At 64.0% G+C, this 14,781-nt stretch carries 16 protein-coding genes; 7 read left to right on the forward strand and 9 right to left on the reverse strand.

Features of this window, described 5'->3' with window-relative positions; translation table 11 throughout:
* Positions 1 to 39: 39 nt before the first annotated feature.
* From rsmG to hemE, 6 genes are all read right to left on the reverse strand, one after another.
* Complete coding sequence (rsmG, locus tag EO136_RS07010; RefSeq protein ID WP_127143755.1) at positions 40 to 681, reverse strand: 16S rRNA (guanine(527)-N(7))-methyltransferase RsmG; 642 nt, start codon at positions 679 to 681, stop codon at positions 40 to 42.
* The gene (gene mnmG, locus EO136_RS07015; protein ID WP_127143756.1) at positions 682 to 2,547 is read right to left on the reverse strand and encodes a tRNA uridine-5-carboxymethylaminomethyl(34) synthesis enzyme MnmG; all 1,866 of its coding nucleotides are present in this window, start codon (positions 2,545 to 2,547) and stop codon (positions 682 to 684) included. It abuts the gene before it with no gap.
* A gap of 61 nt (positions 2,548 to 2,608) precedes the next feature.
* Positions 2,609 to 3,922: a tRNA uridine-5-carboxymethylaminomethyl(34) synthesis GTPase MnmE gene (gene mnmE / locus EO136_RS07020; RefSeq protein WP_127143757.1), complete on the reverse strand. Its 1,314-nt coding sequence runs from the start codon at positions 3,920 to 3,922 to the stop codon at positions 2,609 to 2,611.
* A 24-nt stretch (positions 3,923 to 3,946) separates the two neighbouring features.
* A complete protein-coding gene (gene rho, locus EO136_RS07025) occupies positions 3,947 to 5,212 on the reverse strand; it encodes a transcription termination factor Rho (RefSeq protein ID WP_127143758.1) in 1,266 nt (421 codons plus the stop codon).
* 172 nt (positions 5,213 to 5,384) lie between these two features.
* Positions 5,385 to 5,819 (reverse strand): protoporphyrinogen oxidase HemJ, encoded by a 435-nt coding sequence (hemJ, locus tag EO136_RS07030; RefSeq protein WP_127143759.1) that lies wholly within the window; start codon positions 5,817 to 5,819, stop codon positions 5,385 to 5,387.
* Positions 5,816 to 6,874 (reverse strand): uroporphyrinogen decarboxylase, encoded by a 1,059-nt coding sequence (gene hemE, locus EO136_RS07035; protein WP_281280371.1) that lies wholly within the window; start codon positions 6,872 to 6,874, stop codon positions 5,816 to 5,818. The genes hemJ and hemE overlap by 4 nt, the downstream gene beginning before the upstream one ends.
* 444 nt (positions 6,875 to 7,318) lie before the next feature.
* On the opposite strand from hemE, the gene EO136_RS07040 reads away from it, so the two are divergent.
* From EO136_RS07040 to dnaQ, 4 genes are all read left to right on the forward strand, one after another.
* Positions 7,319 to 7,906, forward strand: coding sequence for a Maf family protein (locus EO136_RS07040; RefSeq protein ID WP_127143760.1), 588 nt, complete (start codon positions 7,319 to 7,321; stop codon positions 7,904 to 7,906).
* 98 nt (positions 7,907 to 8,004) lie between these two features.
* Entirely contained in the window at positions 8,005 to 8,850 is an 846-nt protein-coding gene (locus tag EO136_RS07045; protein ID WP_127143761.1) for a shikimate dehydrogenase, read from the forward strand.
* 4 nt (positions 8,851 to 8,854) lie between these two features.
* Positions 8,855 to 9,451, forward strand: a complete 597-nt coding sequence (gene coaE, locus EO136_RS07050; RefSeq protein WP_127143762.1) for a dephospho-CoA kinase — start codon at positions 8,855 to 8,857, stop codon at positions 9,449 to 9,451.
* A gap of 33 nt (positions 9,452 to 9,484) precedes the next feature.
* Positions 9,485 to 10,180 (forward strand): DNA polymerase III subunit epsilon, encoded by a 696-nt coding sequence (dnaQ, locus tag EO136_RS07055; protein WP_127143763.1) that lies wholly within the window; start codon positions 9,485 to 9,487, stop codon positions 10,178 to 10,180.
* Positions 10,181 to 10,258: 78 nt separating this feature from the next.
* Here dnaQ and secB read toward each other — a convergent pair whose 3' ends face one another.
* Positions 10,259 to 10,822 carry a protein-export chaperone SecB gene (secB, locus tag EO136_RS07060; RefSeq protein ID WP_127143764.1) on the reverse strand — a complete coding sequence of 188 codons (564 nt, stop codon included), beginning with the start codon at positions 10,820 to 10,822 and terminating at the stop codon, positions 10,259 to 10,261.
* Positions 10,823 to 11,081: 259 nt separating this feature from the next.
* Positions 11,082 to 11,513, reverse strand: a complete 432-nt coding sequence (locus tag EO136_RS07065; protein ID WP_127143765.1) for an FxsA family protein — start codon at positions 11,511 to 11,513, stop codon at positions 11,082 to 11,084.
* A 235-nt stretch (positions 11,514 to 11,748) separates the two neighbouring features.
* Between EO136_RS07065 and EO136_RS07070 the strand changes: the two genes are divergently transcribed.
* From EO136_RS07070 to EO136_RS07080, 3 genes are read left to right on the forward strand one after another with little or no spacing between them, the layout of a single operon-like run.
* Entirely contained in the window at positions 11,749 to 12,468 is a 720-nt protein-coding gene (locus tag EO136_RS07070) for a Tim44/TimA family putative adaptor protein (protein ID WP_164730478.1), read from the forward strand.
* A gap of 33 nt (positions 12,469 to 12,501) precedes the next feature.
* The gene (locus EO136_RS07075; RefSeq protein ID WP_127143767.1) at positions 12,502 to 13,110 is read left to right on the forward strand and encodes a Smr/MutS family protein; all 609 of its coding nucleotides are present in this window, start codon (positions 12,502 to 12,504) and stop codon (positions 13,108 to 13,110) included.
* Positions 13,107 to 13,472, forward strand: a complete 366-nt coding sequence (locus EO136_RS07080; protein WP_127143768.1) for a helix-turn-helix domain-containing protein — start codon at positions 13,107 to 13,109, stop codon at positions 13,470 to 13,472. Before EO136_RS07075 ends, EO136_RS07080 begins: the two co-directional genes overlap by 4 nt.
* Here the strand turns inward: EO136_RS07080 and hslU are convergent.
* Positions 13,467 to 14,780, reverse strand: coding sequence for an ATP-dependent protease ATPase subunit HslU (gene hslU / locus EO136_RS07085; protein ID WP_127143769.1), 1,314 nt, complete (start codon positions 14,778 to 14,780; stop codon positions 13,467 to 13,469). The genes EO136_RS07080 and hslU overlap by 6 nt on opposite strands.
* Position 14,781: the final 1 nt, after the last annotated feature.

Consider the following 14,781-nt stretch of genomic DNA (forward strand, 5'->3'; position numbering starts at 1 on the left):
TGCGGTTTCAATGACGTGTCCGTGCCGGCCGGCTGGCGCTCAGCGCCTGCTCAGGTTCGCGATCTCGAGGATTGCACCCTGCGCGTCGGTCTTGCTCCGATGATGTACCACATCGAAGCGCCATACTGAATCCGCCTTAGCGATTTCTTCACCATATTCCCGCCCTTTGTGCAGCAGCGCACGGGTCTGTGGTCCCCAGAACGGCTCAAGGTATCCGAAAAGCACGTCCAGGGGCGCCAGGGCACGTGCAGTCAGGACATCAGCTGGGCCACCGACCGCTTCTGCCGGAATCGATTCAATCCGTCCACAGTGCACGGCGATATCCAGCCCGAGTTCCCGTTTGGCCGCATTGAGATAGGCGCATTTCCGGGCATTGGCTTCAAGCAGATGAAGGCGCACCGGGGCCGCTTTCAACGCGATGGCCAGAGGCAGCGCCGGGAATCCGCCGCCGGATCCGATGTCCACAATCCGCAAAGGCCCCTCGGGAATCAGGGGCAGCAGTTGCAGCGAATCCAGGACATGCCGGATCCAGGCGTCGTCCAGTGTTTCACGTGAAACCAGATTCTGCACGCGCTGCCATCTCCCGAGCAGCCCGACCAGAGCAACGAGCTCCGTTTGAACATCAGCGGGTTCGCGTCCATACGAGGCCGCATACTGGAAAACATCTGATAGCGCGGGCACTCAGGACGCCTTCTTCACGGGTATGCCGCGCCGGATGGTCGAGAGAATCAAGAGGATCGCTGCCGGGGTCACGCCCTCGATTCGCTGAGCCTGCGCTATGGTGCGCGGCTTATGCGCCGCCAGCTTCTGTCTGACTTCATTGGACAGCCCGGAGAGATTGTTGAAATCCAGCCAGCCCGGAATCTCCCGCGCCTCATCGCGCTGCACCGCCGCGACATCCGCAGCCTGCCGGTCGAGATACACCGCATACTGAGCGTCCACAGCAAGCTGCTCGTAGATTTCGTCAGGAACCTCGAGCACTTCGGGCCAAAGTCCGGCAATGGCCTCCCGCTCGGAACCCGGATAGCTCATGATGTCGAAGGCCGAACGACGGACCCCATCGGCATTGACCTTGAGCCCCGCCTTGCGCGCCTCGCTCGGCGACGCGCTGAGCGCGTCCAGCCGCCCACGCCAATGATCGAGGCTCTCCGACCTGGTCCTGTGTGCCATCTCGCGCTCTGGGCTCACCAGCCCCTTGCCGATGCCGATATCGGTGAGCCGCTGGTCCGCGTTGTCCACTCGCAGGTGCAAACGAAACTCGGCCCGCGAGGTGAACATGCGATAGGGCTCGCTGACACCATGGGTGATCAGATCGTCGATCATCACCCCCGTATAGGACTGGGTGCGCGAGAGAACGAGCGGATCGTCTCCCTTTGCCCCTAGGGCAGCATTGGCGCCCGCCAGCAGCCCCTGGGCGGCAGCCTCCTCATAGCCGGTCGTCCCGTTGATCTGGCCGGCAAGGTAGAGCCCAGGCAAGGCCCGCAGCATCAATGTGCGGTCAAGTTCCCGCGGGTCCACGTGATCATATTCGATGGCGTAGCCCGGGCGGAGGATCCGAACGTTCTCAAGTCCAGGCATGGCCTGGAGGAAAGCCAGTTGGACATCTTCCGGCAGTGAGGTCGAAAGCCCGTTGGGATAGATGGTCGGATCGTCGAGCCCTTCGGGCTCGAGGAACACCAGATGACTGTCCCGATCGGCAAACCGCACGATCTTGTCTTCGATCGATGGGCAATAGCGTGGCCCCCGCGATTGAATCCGACCCGAGTACATTGCGGATCGGCCGATATTGGCAGAGATCAGGGCGTGGGCGTCCGGGGTCGTCCGGGTCTGATGGCACGAAATCTGACGCGTCGTGATGGCACGGGTCAGCGTCGAGAACGGCACTGGCGGATTGTCGCCCGGCTGCTCCTCGAGCCCCGAGAAGTCGATCGAATGGGAATCGAGCCGCGGCGGTGTGCCGGTCTTGAGGCGTCCCAGCGAAAGACCGAGCGCCTCAAGGCGCGTAGAGAGCCCCAGCACCGGCTTCTCCCCGGCCCGGCCTGCGGGGATCGTTTCCTCGCCCCGGTGAATGAGCCCGCGCAGGAATGTTCCCGTGGTGAGCACCACGCGTTCAGTCATCAAGGCCCGCCCATCGAGAAGGCGGACGCCGCGGACCGCGCCTTCCGCCACCTCGATATCGTCCACTTCGCCTTCTATAATGTCGAGATTGGGGATTTCGGCCAGCGCTGCCTGCATGGCACTGCGGTAGAGCGCCCGATCCGCCTGGGCGCGGGGCCCGCGGACCGCAGGGCCCTTGCGGCGGTTGAGCAGTCGGAACTGGATGCCGGATGCGTCGATGACCCGCCCCATCAATCCATCCAGCGCGTCGATCTCGCGGACCAGGTGCCCCTTGCCCAGTCCGCCTATGGCCGGATTGCAGCTCATCTCGCCTATCGTCTTGCGCGAATGAGTCACAAGAGCGGTGGGCACGCCCAGACGCGCTGCGGCTGCCGCCGCCTCGCAGCCCGCATGGCCTCCACCCACAACAATCACGGCATAGTCGCTCATGGTTCTGTCCCTGTTTCACGTGAATCATGGCGGGATGGATGTCCCCCGTGTTTCACGTGAATCACTTCCCGATGCAGAAGCCCGAAAACAACCGATCCAGCACGGCCTCGGCATCCATCACGCCTAAAAAGCGTGCGAGCACGTCAGCGCAGGCTCTCAGCTCTTCCGCGGCAAGTTCGGGGTTGTCGAGCAAATCAGCCGCGCGGTCAAGCGCTGCCAGAGCGCCCTCCAGCGCACCCTTGTCGCGCAAACGCGAAATCAGCTCAGGCTCGCCTGTTCCATGAGCCTCGGCGATATGGGTCTCGATGCGCCCAATCAACGCTTCGATACCGTCCCCAGTCAGGGCCGATACGCCCATTGCGGGCCCGGCCGCCGGCGCCACCAGGTCGGTCTTGGTCGCAAGGTCCCAGACCGGAACCGCGATATCCGGCGAGGGCAGGCCTTGGACGTCCGGCGCCGAGAGCCAGAGCACAAGGTCCGCCGCGTCAAAGGCGTCTCGTGCCCGCCGGATGCCTTCGGCCTCCGCAAGGCTCTCGGTCTCGCGGATACCTGCGGTATCGACCAGCAGCACGAGTTGGCCCCCGATCGAGAGGGCGACGTCCCGCGTATCCCTTGTCGTGCCCGCTTCGGCAGTGACGATCGCCACCTCCGAGCCGGCCAGGGCATTGAGAAGGCTTGATTTCCCCGCATTGGGCGGGCCCCCGAGGGCGATCCGGAAGCCTTCGCGAACAATTCTCCCGCGCTCGTATCCGGCGAGCTCCCGGGCAATTGCCGTCCGCAGGTGTCCCATCCGGGACCGGAAGTCGGCCTCCAGCCCCTCAGGCACATCGCCTTCATCGGAAAAGTCGAGAAGCGCTTCAAGCTCCGCGCGCAGGGAAACCAGACTCTCGCGCCAGTCTGCGATGCGAGTTGAGAGCCCGCCCTGAGCGCGGGCGATGGCCTGGCGCCGCTGGCCTGTTGTCTCGGCCGCGAGCAGATCCCCCAACCCCTCTATCTCAGCAAGATCGAGCTTTCCGTTCTCGAAAGCTCGCCGGGTAAAGGCCCCGGCGTCGGCGAGTTCAACACCGGGCAACGCGACGAGGCTGTCGAGGATCGCGTTGACCACGGCCCGCGATCCGTGAACCTGCAGTTCCGCGCAATCCTCGCCGGTGAAGGATCGAGGGGCTGGAAAATAGGCAACAAGGCCTGTGTCGAGCAGCTCGCCGGTCTGGGGATCGAGAATGCACCTCAGCACCATCCGCCGCTCCGGGGGTAGCGCGTCCACAACGCGCTCGAGGGCATTCCGCGTCGCCGGTCCGGAAATCCGGATGACGGCCACACCGGAGGGCAAGGCGCCTGAAGACAGGGCAACGATTGTTGGTTTGCCGGGTGCCATTGCTGCCCCTGCCAAGCGGCCCGATCAGGTATTCATGGATTCAAAGAAATCGGAATTGGTCTTGGTCTGGCGCAGCTTGTCGAGCAGGAACTCCATGGCATCGACCGTGCCCATGGGATTGAGAATGCGCCGCAGCACATACATCTTGCGCAGGATATCGGATTCCACCAGCAACTCTTCCTTGCGCGTGCCCGATTTCAGGACGTCGATCGCCGGGAAGACGCGCTTGTCCGAAACCTTGCGATCGAGGACAATTTCCGAGTTTCCCGTTCCCTTGAACTCTTCGAAAATCACCTCGTCCATGCGGCTGCCGGTGTCGATCAGCGCCGTGGAGATGATGGTAAGCGATCCCCCATCCTCGATATTGCGCGCAGCGCCGAAAAAGCGCTTGGGGCGCTGCAGCGCGTTGGCGTCCACGCCGCCGGTCAGCACCTTGCCCGAGGACGGCACCACGGTGTTGTAGGCGCGTCCCAGCCGGGTGATCGAATCGAGCAGGATCACGACATCGCGCTTGTGTTCGACAAGGCGCTTGGCCTTCTCGATCACCATTTCAGCCACCTGAACGTGGCGCGAGGCCGGCTCGTCAAAGGTCGAGGAAATCACCTCTCCCTTCACCGAGCGCTGCATGTCTGTCACTTCCTCGGGCCGCTCGTCGATCAGCAGCACGATCAGATAGCACTCGGGGTGATTGGTCGCGATCGATTGTGCGATATTCTGCAACAATACGGTCTTACCAGTGCGCGGCGGCGCCACGATCAACGCGCGCTGGCCCTTGCCGAGCGGTGCCACCAGATCGATGACCCGGGCCGAGCGATCCTTCACCGTCGGATCCTCGATCTCCATTTTCATCCGCTGGTCGGGATAAAGCGGGGTGAGATTGTCGAAATTGATCTTGTGACGAACCTTTTCAGGCTCTTCGAAATTGATCGTATTGACCTTGAGAAGCGCGAAATAGCGCTCGCCTTCCTTGGGAGAGCGGATCTGGCCCTCGACCGTATCCCCGGTGCGCAGGCCGAACCGGCGGATCTGGGAGGGGCTCACATAGATGTCGTCGGGCCCCGGAAGATAGTTGGCGTCCGGCGAGCGCAGAAACCCGAAGCCATCGGGAAGAACTTCCACCACGCCTTCGCCAATGATCTCGACGTCGCGCGTTGCCAATTGCTTGAGAATGGCGAACATCAACTCCTGCTTGCGCAGGGTGTTGGCGTTCTCGATGTCGAGGGTTTCGGCGAAGGACTGCAGCTCGGCCGGAGATTTGGCCTTGAGGTCCCGAAGCTTCATGAATTCCATGATCGGCGTTCTCGCGGGAGAATGAACGTAAGACGAGGCATATGAGGGGAGAGAAGCTGTTCAGGCTCTGGTGTGGCCCGATTCACGGCGAATGCGTGTGCTCTTGTCCCTGCATAGACCGAATCCGGACCTCTTTGCAAGCCATACCCAAGGCCCAGGCCGGCAGAGCACTTCAGAATGGGCGCACGATCACCGCGATGACGATGCCGATCATCAGGAGCGTGGGCACTTCGTTGATCACCCGGAAGTAGCGGGCTGGCTTGTCATTGGCGTCCCTTGCAAAGGCCTTGTAGTGGCGGGTCAAAAGCCCGTGGAACCCCGAAAGGGCGATCACCAGCGCCGCCTTGAGCCACATCCAGCCCTGTGAAAAATCCACGACCCCGTAGCCGAAGGCCAGGATCAGCCCAAACAGCCAGCTCGCAATCATTGCCGGGGTCGTGATCGCCTTCAAAAGCCGGCGCTCCATCACCTTGAAGGTTTCCGACTGCACCGAGCCGTGCTCGGCATCGGCGTGATAGACGAAAAGCCGCGGCAGATAGAGCGACCCGGCCATCCACGCGATCACCGAAATCACGTGGAGCGAGAGGACCCAGGGGTAGAAATTCATCGCCAATGGCCCGATTTCACGAACTCGACCAGCGCCGCCACATGCGCGATCGGGGTCTGGGGCACGATGCCATGGCCCAAATTGAAGATATGCGGCCGGCCCGCAAAGCCATCGATGATCGCCCCGGCCCGGGAAATCATCTGCTCGCCGCCCGCCACCAGCCGCAATGGATCGAGATTGCCCTGCACCGGCATCGAGGGCACGAGCGCACTATCGGCGAAGGTCAGCGGCATGGAATGATCGAGCCCCAGCGCGGTGACCCCTGTTGCCTTGGCATACCGCGCGACCATCCCGGCAGCGCCACGGGGAAACCCGATGATGGGAGCGTCCGGAATCTCCTGGCGCACGCGCGCGACGATGCGCGCATTGGGTTCGATCACCTGGGCTGTAAACGCGTCCTCGTCGAGATTGAGCGCCCAGCTTTCAAAGATTTGGACAACGTCCGCGCCCGCCTTGAACTGGGCGACGAGATAACGCGCCGAGGCCTCGACCAGAACATCCATCAGGGCGGAAAAAGCCTCGGGGTGCTCATAGGCGAACTGGCGGGCCGCCGCCTGGTCTGTCGAGCCGCGGCCCCCGATCATGTAGGTGGCAACGGTCCAGGGGGCGCCGCAAAACCCGATCATGGTCTTTTCCGGATCAAGAGCCGATTTCACCCGGTCGATGGTTTCGAACACGGGAGAAAGTTTATCCAGGACCTTTTCCGGAGACAGGTCCGAGATGTCATCGGCCCCGATCGGCTCGAGGATCGGTCCAGTGCCCTTTTCGAACCGGACGGGTTGTCCCAGCGCATCGGGGATCACCAGAATATCGGAAAAAAGGATCGCCGCATCGAGATCGAATCGTTTGAGCGGCTGCAGGGTCACCTCGCTCGCCAGCTCCGGCGTGTAGCACAGATCGAGAAAGCTCCCGGCCTTTTCGCGCACGTCGAGATATTCGGGAAGATACCGGCCGGCCTGACGCATGATCCACATCGGTGGGCGGGGTTGGCGTTCGCCCATCACCGTGGCGAGAAGCGGCTTGTGGGTGGCCGTGGCAAAGGTCTCGTCGGGCAAGGGGCGTCGGTCTCCTGATCCATTCCTAAGAGTCTAATATGACTCTGTTTCTTCTTTATAGCTGTGTTTTGCATGGATTGGCGTATGGCCACAAGAAGCGGGGCACGCGACCATGTCCCGCAGGCCTCTTGTTACGCTCGGAGGAATCCTTGCACAGGGCGGCTTGGGGACAGCTTGGGGAAGGCCCGGATTAACACTGCGTTAACCAATATGGCGCCTGTGGGAATCGTTAACCTTTCGTTAGCATCTGTGGCGCTGGTGAGACTGCGCGCTTCCCCGCACTTGTCCACACCCCACCAATTTTTTCCACCGCGTCCGGCCTGTTGATGGTCTTTGGGTCAGCGGGGAAAGATCGGCCGGTACTGGCGCTCTTGCCCATCGGGGGCAATCTCGGGGATAACACTGTGAATCATTGTCCCGCTCCGTGCTGCTAAAGGGTTATCAATGCTGGTACTTGCCTCCAAAAGCCCCACCCGCAAAGCCCTTCTGGAAAACGCCGGCCTGCGTTTTGCGCTCGAGCCCGCGCAGATCGACGAGCGCGCGCTCGAGGCGTCCCTTCCCGATGCAACCGACCGGCGCGCGGTCGCGGTTGGCCTCGCCGAGCACAAGGCCCTTGCCGTCAGCGCCGCCCGCCCGCACGATCTGGTGATCGGGGCCGACCAGACCCTGGAATGCGAGGGACGGGAAATCCACAAGCCCGCCACCCTTGCCTATGCCACGGCCCAGCTCGCCGCGCTCGCCGGGCGTACCCACGCGCTCCATGCCGGGGTGGCGCTGGCCCGCGAGGGCCGGGTGCTCTGGACCCACGTCCAGTCCGCGCGCCTCACCATGAAGCCCTTCACCCGCGCCGAACTCGAGGCCGTGCTCGCGCTCGAAGGCGAGCGGGTCCTCACCTCGGTGGGTGGATATCGTCTCGAGGGTCCCTCCATCCGGCTCTTTGAGCGCATCGAGGGCGATTATTTCACCATTCTGGGCCTGCCGCTCCTGGCGCTGCTGTCCGTGCTTGGCCGGATCGCGCCCGAATCCCTCTAGAGTGTTTCCAGCAAGAGTGGAAACACTTTTCCGCTTCGCAAACGCGACAAATCAAAGACTTATAGCTCCTTTTCTCTACCCCCAATCCAGGATTTTCCATGGCCCGCGCCTTTGTCATCGGACACCCCATCGCGCATTCCAAATCTCCCGTCATCCACCGGTTCTGGCTCGACGCGCTGGGGATCGAGGGCAGCAGCTATGAGGCGATCGATGTCGCGCCCGGAGATCTCGAAGGCTTCATCGCGCGCCTGCGCGAAGGCGCCTTTGCGGGAGGCAATGTCACCATCCCCCACAAGGAGGCGGTGCTGGCGCTCTGCGACGACCTCGATCCCCTCGCCCGGCGCATCGGCGCGGTCAACACGCTTGTCGCCACCTCGGGCAGGGTCATGGGCCACAACACGGACTGCCCGGGCTTTCTCGCCAATCTCGACACGGGCGCCCCCGGCTGGAGCCAGGGGTTGGAGCGTGCCATCGTTCTGGGCGCGGGTGGGGCAGCCCGCGCCATCATCGTCGCGCTGATCGAGCGCGGCGTTCCCGAGATCGTCATCCTCAACCGCTCGCCAGACCGCGCCCATGGGCTTGCCCGGGAGCTGGGGGCCGGCCGCCAGGGCGTGGCCGCCGATGGGCTCGAGGCCTATGAGAGCCTTGCTCCAGGCACCGGCCTTCTGGTCAACACCACCGCGATCGGCATGGGCGGCAGCCGGTTCGACGCGCTCGACCCCGCACGTCTCGGTCAGGATGCGGTGGTCAACGACATCGTCTACACCCCGCTCGAGACGGAACTGTTGCAAGCGGCGCACCGGGCTGGCAAGAGAACGGTGGATGGATTGGGCATGCTGCTCCATCAGGCGGTGCCCGGTTTTGCCGCCTGGTTCGGACAGACCCCGCAGGTCACGCCAGCGCTCCGCGATGCGGTGCTCGCGGCGATGGGAGACAAAAACTGAGATCATGCTGCGCATAGGGCTCACCGGGTCGATAGCGACCGGAAAGACAACGGTTCTCAAGGCGTTCGAGGAGGAAGGGATCCCCACCTATTCCGCCGATGCGGCCGTCCATGAGCTTTACGCGGGCGAAGCGGCCCCCACGCTCGAAACCATGTTCCCCGGCGTCGTGCGCGAGGGCCGGGTCGATCGCTCGGCGCTCTCGGCCATGCTCTCGCAAGCCCCCGAGAGGGTCGCCGAACTCGAAGCGGTGGTCCATCCCATGGTCCGCGACAAGGCCCAGGCGTTTTTCGATGCCGCCGAAGCCGAGGGGGCCCCGATGGCCGTGGTCGAGATCCCGCTGCTGTTTGAGACCGGCTCGCGCTATCCCCTCGACGTCGTGGTGGTCACCCATTGCGCGCCAGAGACCCTGCGTGCCCGCGCGCTGGCGCGGCCCAACATGACCGGTGCCAAGCTCGACATGATCCTCGCGCGCCAGATGTCACAGGACGAAAAGCGTGGACTGGCCGACCACCTGATTGACACCTCGGGGACCATGGACGACACACTGGGAAGGACGAGGGCGCTCATCGAAGCCCTCAAGGCCCAGAGCACCGCCTCCTGAGCGGGCGCGCCGAACCGGACGTCAAGGCAAGCCATGCGTGAGATCGTTCTCGATACCGAGACCACCGGCCTTTCTCCCGCCGAGGGGCACCGGGTTGTCGAGATCGGCTGCGTCGAGCTCATCAACCACGTGCCCACCGGTCGGCACCACCACATCTATATCAATCCCCGGCGCGACATGCCCGAGGAAGCCTTCCGCGTCCACGGGCTTTCCGAGCAGTTTCTCAGCGACAAGCCGCTCTTTGCCGATCTGGCCGACCGCTTTCTCGATTTCATCGGAGACGATACCCTCGTCATCCACAACGCGCCCTTCGACATGGGCTTTCTCAATGCCGAGCTCGAATGGGCGTCGCGCGCGCGGCTCTCCAACCCCGTGATCGATACGGTTGCGCTCGCCCGCAAGGTCCATCCGGGCGCGCGCGTCAGCCTGGATGCGCTTTGCCGGCACTACGGCATCGACAATTCGAGGCGCACGCTCCACGGCGCCCTGCTCGACAGCGAAATCCTGGCGGAGGTCTATCTCGAGCTCATTGGCGGGCGGCAGGTGGGCCTTGCGCTCGCGGACCGCTCGGGCCGCCAGGGCGAGGGAACCCAAACCCCGCAGGGCCCCGCGCGCCAGCGCCCCGCCCCGCTGCCCGCCCGGCTCGATGCCAACCAGGCCAGGCAGCACGCCGCCTTCATCGCTGAGATGGGCGAGAAGGCTCTCTGGTCGCGTTACGGCCAAAGCTGAGCCTGTTGCGGAAACACGAAGGCCCCGGCTCGCTGTGAACCGGGGCCTCGAGCGTTTCGTCGCCCTGCGGGATGCCGATCAGTTGACGGTCGGAGTGTCCTCGCCGCCGTTGGCGTTCCCGGCCGCGTCTGCGTCTTCACCCTGCTGCTTGCGGCGCTCTGCGGCGGCCGCAAGGTTGCGCCGGTAGAGTGCAAGGAAGTCGAAGGGCTCGAGCATCAGGGGGGGGAAGCCGCCCGACTGGATGGTGGTCGCCAGAATCTGGCGCGCGAACGGGAAGATCATGCGCGGGGCTTCAACCATCAATAGCACGCCGAGCTGGTTTTCCGGCACGTTCTGCACCCGGAACAGGCCGCCATAGACCATCTCGACCGCATAGACGACCTTGCCTTCGCGCTCGGTCTTGACCGTCAGGCCCAGTTCCACCGCATAGACTTCGTCGGACTGCTTCTTGACCTGGACGTTGATGTTGACGTTGGCCGCGGGCTGCTGGCCCTGGGTGACCATGGAGGTGGGCGCATTGGGGTTCTCAAAGCTCAGATCCCGAATGTACTGGCCCACGATACCGAACCTGGACCCCTGCTGGGCTTCACCGGCCCCGGAGTTGGCCGTGGCTTCGGGAGAAGAGTTGCTGTCGTCTGCCATTGCGGGAGGTTCCCTTTTTTCTGCGTGTTGGCGAGCTAGAGCATATTCTGTTCTGATGGAATCGGAGCAGGAGCTCTAAGTCCTTGATTTTGCGCGTTTCCGAATCGGAAAAGTGGTTCACGTTTCCTGGAAACGCTCTGATGGGTTGCAGCGGCCGGTGCGCGGTGGCCGCGCACGCGGCGCCGATGGCCGGAATTTGGCAAGCTGGCTAGCACTTTTGCTTATGCGGGACAAGGCGAACGCGCCCCGCGCAGGGCGCTCAGCGGTATTCGTCCTCATCGAGATCGATGGCCTTGGGCGCCGACCCGGTCCGTCCCGAGGGCGAATATGTCGTCACCACCACCATATTGCGGCTCAAGGCATCAAAGAGCGCATGCCGGAGCGGTGGGATGAGCAGCAGCAACCCCACGAGGTCGGAAAAAAAGCCGGGCACCAGAAGCAGCAGTCCGGCAAGCGCCAGCAGCATGGCGTCGGCGAACTGGCGCGCCGGCACCTCCCCGCGCGCCATCATCGCGCGGGTATCGAGCAACAGCCCGACGCCCTGGATGCGAAGCATCAGGATGCCGAAGGCCGCGGTCAGGATCGTGGCGCCGATCGTGGCGAGCACCCCGATCTCCCCGCCCACCCAGATGAATCCGGCGATTTCGATGAACGGCAGCGCGAGGATGAAAATCAGTATGATCCGGGCCATGAAAAAGTCCGTTCCCTTCGATACCGGCCGCACGCGCGTGCGGTTACCGGGTTGGCTTTCGCCCGCCAGCGGACGGGTGCGATGGGGCCCTCTTCACATAGGGTTCACCATCTGGCCGAGCGAGATGGTTTGCGAGGCCGCCCGTACTTATATATAGGTCACCCATTGCCGGACTGCGACCCTTGTGCTGGCCGGCACCATGCCAAATGACCCCCGGGAGGGAAAGCCGACGCCAATGGGTGAGTTTCTCGATTTTCCGACCATCATCGTCATCATCGTCGCCATCGTCGTTCTGTTGCGGCTGCGTTCGGTTCTTGGAACCCGCACGGGCAATGAGCGTCCGCCCTCGCCGCGCTACGAAAACATCTCGCGCAAGCGCGAGGACAAGGACGACACGGTCGTCCAGATGCCCACCCGCAAGCCCCAGCCCGATGATGCGGACGCCGAGCGCTTCCAGCGCAAGCGCGAAGCGGAGATCGAAAAATTTTCCAACGGCGACGAAGCCATTGCCCGCGGGCTGTCCGATATCGCGGAAGCGGACCCCGCCTTCTCACCCAAGCAGTTCATCGAAGGCGCCAAATCCGCCTACGAGATGATCGTCACCGCCTTTGCCGCGGGCGATCGCAAGACGCTCAAGATGCTGCTCGACAAGGAAGTCTATGACAGCTTCGAAGCGGCGATCGCCGAGCGCGAAGCCGCCGGCCAGACGGTCGAGTTCACCTTTGTGGGGCTCAACAACATCGTCTTCACCGAGGTCGAGCTCGACAAGCGCAACGCCGTGGTCTCGCTCCGGATCGACGCGGAAGTGGTCTCTGTGACCCATGACGCGCAGGGCGAAGTGCTCGAGGGCACGCCCGGCCAGGTTGTGCCCATTGCCGACGAATGGACCTTCATGCGCAACACCCGCGCCCGCGATCCCAACTGGAAGCTCGTCGCCACCGACGATCTCGAATAGCGCCGTCCTCCGCCCGGCCATGAGGGGACATCGATGCAACGCAAGCCGAAACAGGGACGCGCGGGCGGCCTGAGCCCCGGAGACATCACCATCTGGGATGCGGTGGGCCGGACCGTGGACCCCCTCTCCCGGCGCAAGACCGCCGATCCCCGGGCCTTTCTCGAAAAGCTCGGGGATCCGGCGCCCGCCCCGCTGGCCGGAAAGCGGGGCGCTTCGGTCACGCCCTCGCCCGCCCCGTTCAATCCCCCGCCGGCGCCCAGGGGCCCCCGCCGTGATCCCGCAAAGCGCGCGATCGAGCCGGGGCTGCGCCGCCGGGTGGAAAAGGGCCGCGTTCCCATCGACGCCACCCTCGATCTGCACGGCATGACCCAGGATCGCGCCCGCGCGCGTCTCGAGCGCTTCGTTCACGACACTGTCGGCCGCGGTTACCGCACCGTTCTGGTCATTACCGGCAAGGGCTTGAAGAAAACCGGCTATCTACAGATCGAGCGCCAGGGCGTGTTGCGCACCATGGTGCCCATCTGGCTGACCGATCCGGGGCTGTCGGCTCTGGTATCGGGCTGGGAGCCCGCCCATGTGGGTCATGGGGGGGAAGGGGCGCTCTATGTGCGTCTCAAGCGGCGCCGGGATGAACGCTGGTGACCCCGCTGGGCCAGAAGCTGCGCCGCATGCGCGCCGAACGCGGCATCGCGCTCAAGGACATGGCCGCCGCGCTCAAGGTCTCGAGCGCCTATCTCTCGGCGCTCGAACACGGCCGGCGCGGCAAGCCCACCTGGTACCTCGTGCAGCGCATCATTGCCTATTTCAATGTCATCTGGGACGAGGCCGAAGAACTCCAGCGCCTCGCCGAGATCTCCGACCCCAAGATTTCCATCGATACCGGCGGGCTGGCGCCCGAGGCCACCGAGCTCACCAACCGGCTCGCGCAGTCCATCGGGACACTGTCCGAGGAGGATCTTCGCGCGCTGGTCACCGAGGTGCGGCGCCGGGCCGCGCGCTCATAGAACGTACCGCGAGAGGTCGGCGTCCCCGGCCATCCGGCCCACCGTGTCGCGCACCCGGTCCCCATCGATCGTCACCGTGGTGCCCGCCCGGTCCGGCGCGTCAAACGAGATGTCCTCGACCAGTTTCTCGAGCACCGTCTGGAGCCGCCGCGCGCCGATGTTCTCGACGCTGGAATTGACCGAAACCGCCACGTCCGCCACCGCCTCGATGGCGTCGGGGGTAAATTCAAGGATGACGTCTTCGGCTCCCATCAGCGCCACATACTGCCGGATCAGGGAATATTCGGTGTCCGAGAGGATCTTGATGAAATCGTCGCGGGTCAGCGCCTTGAGTTCCACCCGGATCGGCAGACGCCCCTGCAGTTCGGGCAAAAGGTCCGAGGGCTTGGCCACGTGAAAGGCGCCCGAGGCGATGAACAGGATGTGGTCGGTCTTGACCGGACCGTACTTGGTCGCAACCGTCGTGCCTTCGATCAGCGGCAACAGGTCGCGCTGCACGCCTTCGCGCGAAACGTCCCCGCCCCCGCGGCCTTCGCGCACGCAGATCTTGTCGATCTCGTCGAGAAAGACGATGCCGTGGTTTTCCACCAATTCGATCGCCTCGCTGGTCAGCTTGTCCTGGTCGAGCAGCTTGTCGGCTTCCTCGTTGATCAGGATCTCGTAGCTGTCCTTGACCTTGACGGTGCGCTTTTGCGGCTTGCCCCCGAAGGCCTTGCCCAGCATGTCCGAGAGATTGATCATGCCAGCCCCCCCACCGGGCATGCCGGGGATTTCGAACATCGGGGTGCCGCCCGACTGGCCGGTGACCTCGATCTCGATGTCCTTGTCGTCGAGCTCGTTGCTGCGCAGCTTCTTGCGGAAGGCTTCGCGTGTTGCAGGGGTCGCTGACTGCCCGACCAGGGCGTCGATCACCCGCTCCTCGGCATTGAGATGGGCCTTGGCTTTGACCTCGGCGCGGCGCTTGTCCTTGAGCAGCGACAGCCCCGATTCAACGAGATCGCGGATGATCTGTTCGACGTCCCGGCCCACATAGCCCACTTCGGTGAACTTGGTGGCCTCGATCTTGATGAAGGGCGCCTGGGCCAGCCGCGCCAGCCGACGCGAAATCTCGGTCTTGCCCACCCCGGTCGGCCCGATCATCAGGATGTTCTTGGGCGTCACCTCGCGGCGGATGTCCTCGGGAAGCTGCTGGCGCCGCCAGCGGTTGCGCAGCGCAATGGCCACCGCGCGTTTGGCTTCGGCCTGGCCGATGATGAAGCGGTCGAGTTCGGATACGATCTCGCGGGGCGAGAAATTGGCGTCTGTCATG

The organism is Pelagibacterium montanilacus (assembly GCF_003992665.1).
GTDB classification, from domain to species: domain Bacteria; phylum Pseudomonadota; class Alphaproteobacteria; order Rhizobiales; family Devosiaceae; genus Pelagibacterium; species Pelagibacterium montanilacus.

What these genes read in the sequence shown, in the direction of transcription:
- dnaQ (WP_127143763.1), top strand. Translation starts at nt 9,485, where the DNA reads ATGCGTGAGATCGTTCTCGATACCGAGACCACCGGCCTTTCTCCCGCC.
- EO136_RS07075 (WP_127143767.1), top strand. Translation starts at nt 12,502, where the DNA reads ATGCAACGCAAGCCGAAACAGGGACGCGCGGGCGGCCTGAGCCCCGGA.
- rho (WP_127143758.1), bottom strand. Translation starts at nt 5,212, where the DNA reads ATGGAATTCATGAAGCTTCGGGACCTCAAGGCCAAATCTCCGGCCGAG.
- hslU (WP_127143769.1), bottom strand. Translation starts at nt 14,780, where the DNA reads ATGACAGACGCCAATTTCTCGCCCCGCGAGATCGTATCCGAACTCGAC.
- EO136_RS07040 (WP_127143760.1), top strand. Translation starts at nt 7,319, where the DNA reads ATGCTGGTACTTGCCTCCAAAAGCCCCACCCGCAAAGCCCTTCTGGAA.
- coaE (WP_127143762.1), top strand. Translation starts at nt 8,855, where the DNA reads ATGCTGCGCATAGGGCTCACCGGGTCGATAGCGACCGGAAAGACAACG.
- EO136_RS07065 (WP_127143765.1), bottom strand. Translation starts at nt 11,513, where the DNA reads ATGGCCCGGATCATACTGATTTTCATCCTCGCGCTGCCGTTCATCGAA.
- secB (WP_127143764.1), bottom strand. Translation starts at nt 10,822, where the DNA reads ATGGCAGACGACAGCAACTCTTCTCCCGAAGCCACGGCCAACTCCGGG.
- mnmG (WP_127143756.1), bottom strand. Translation starts at nt 2,547, where the DNA reads ATGAGCGACTATGCCGTGATTGTTGTGGGTGGAGGCCATGCGGGCTGC.
- EO136_RS07045 (WP_127143761.1), top strand. Translation starts at nt 8,005, where the DNA reads ATGGCCCGCGCCTTTGTCATCGGACACCCCATCGCGCATTCCAAATCT.
- mnmE (WP_127143757.1), bottom strand. Translation starts at nt 3,922, where the DNA reads ATGGCACCCGGCAAACCAACAATCGTTGCCCTGTCTTCAGGCGCCTTG.
- hemJ (WP_127143759.1), bottom strand. Translation starts at nt 5,819, where the DNA reads ATGAATTTCTACCCCTGGGTCCTCTCGCTCCACGTGATTTCGGTGATC.
- EO136_RS07070 (WP_164730478.1), top strand. Translation starts at nt 11,749, where the DNA reads ATGGGTGAGTTTCTCGATTTTCCGACCATCATCGTCATCATCGTCGCC.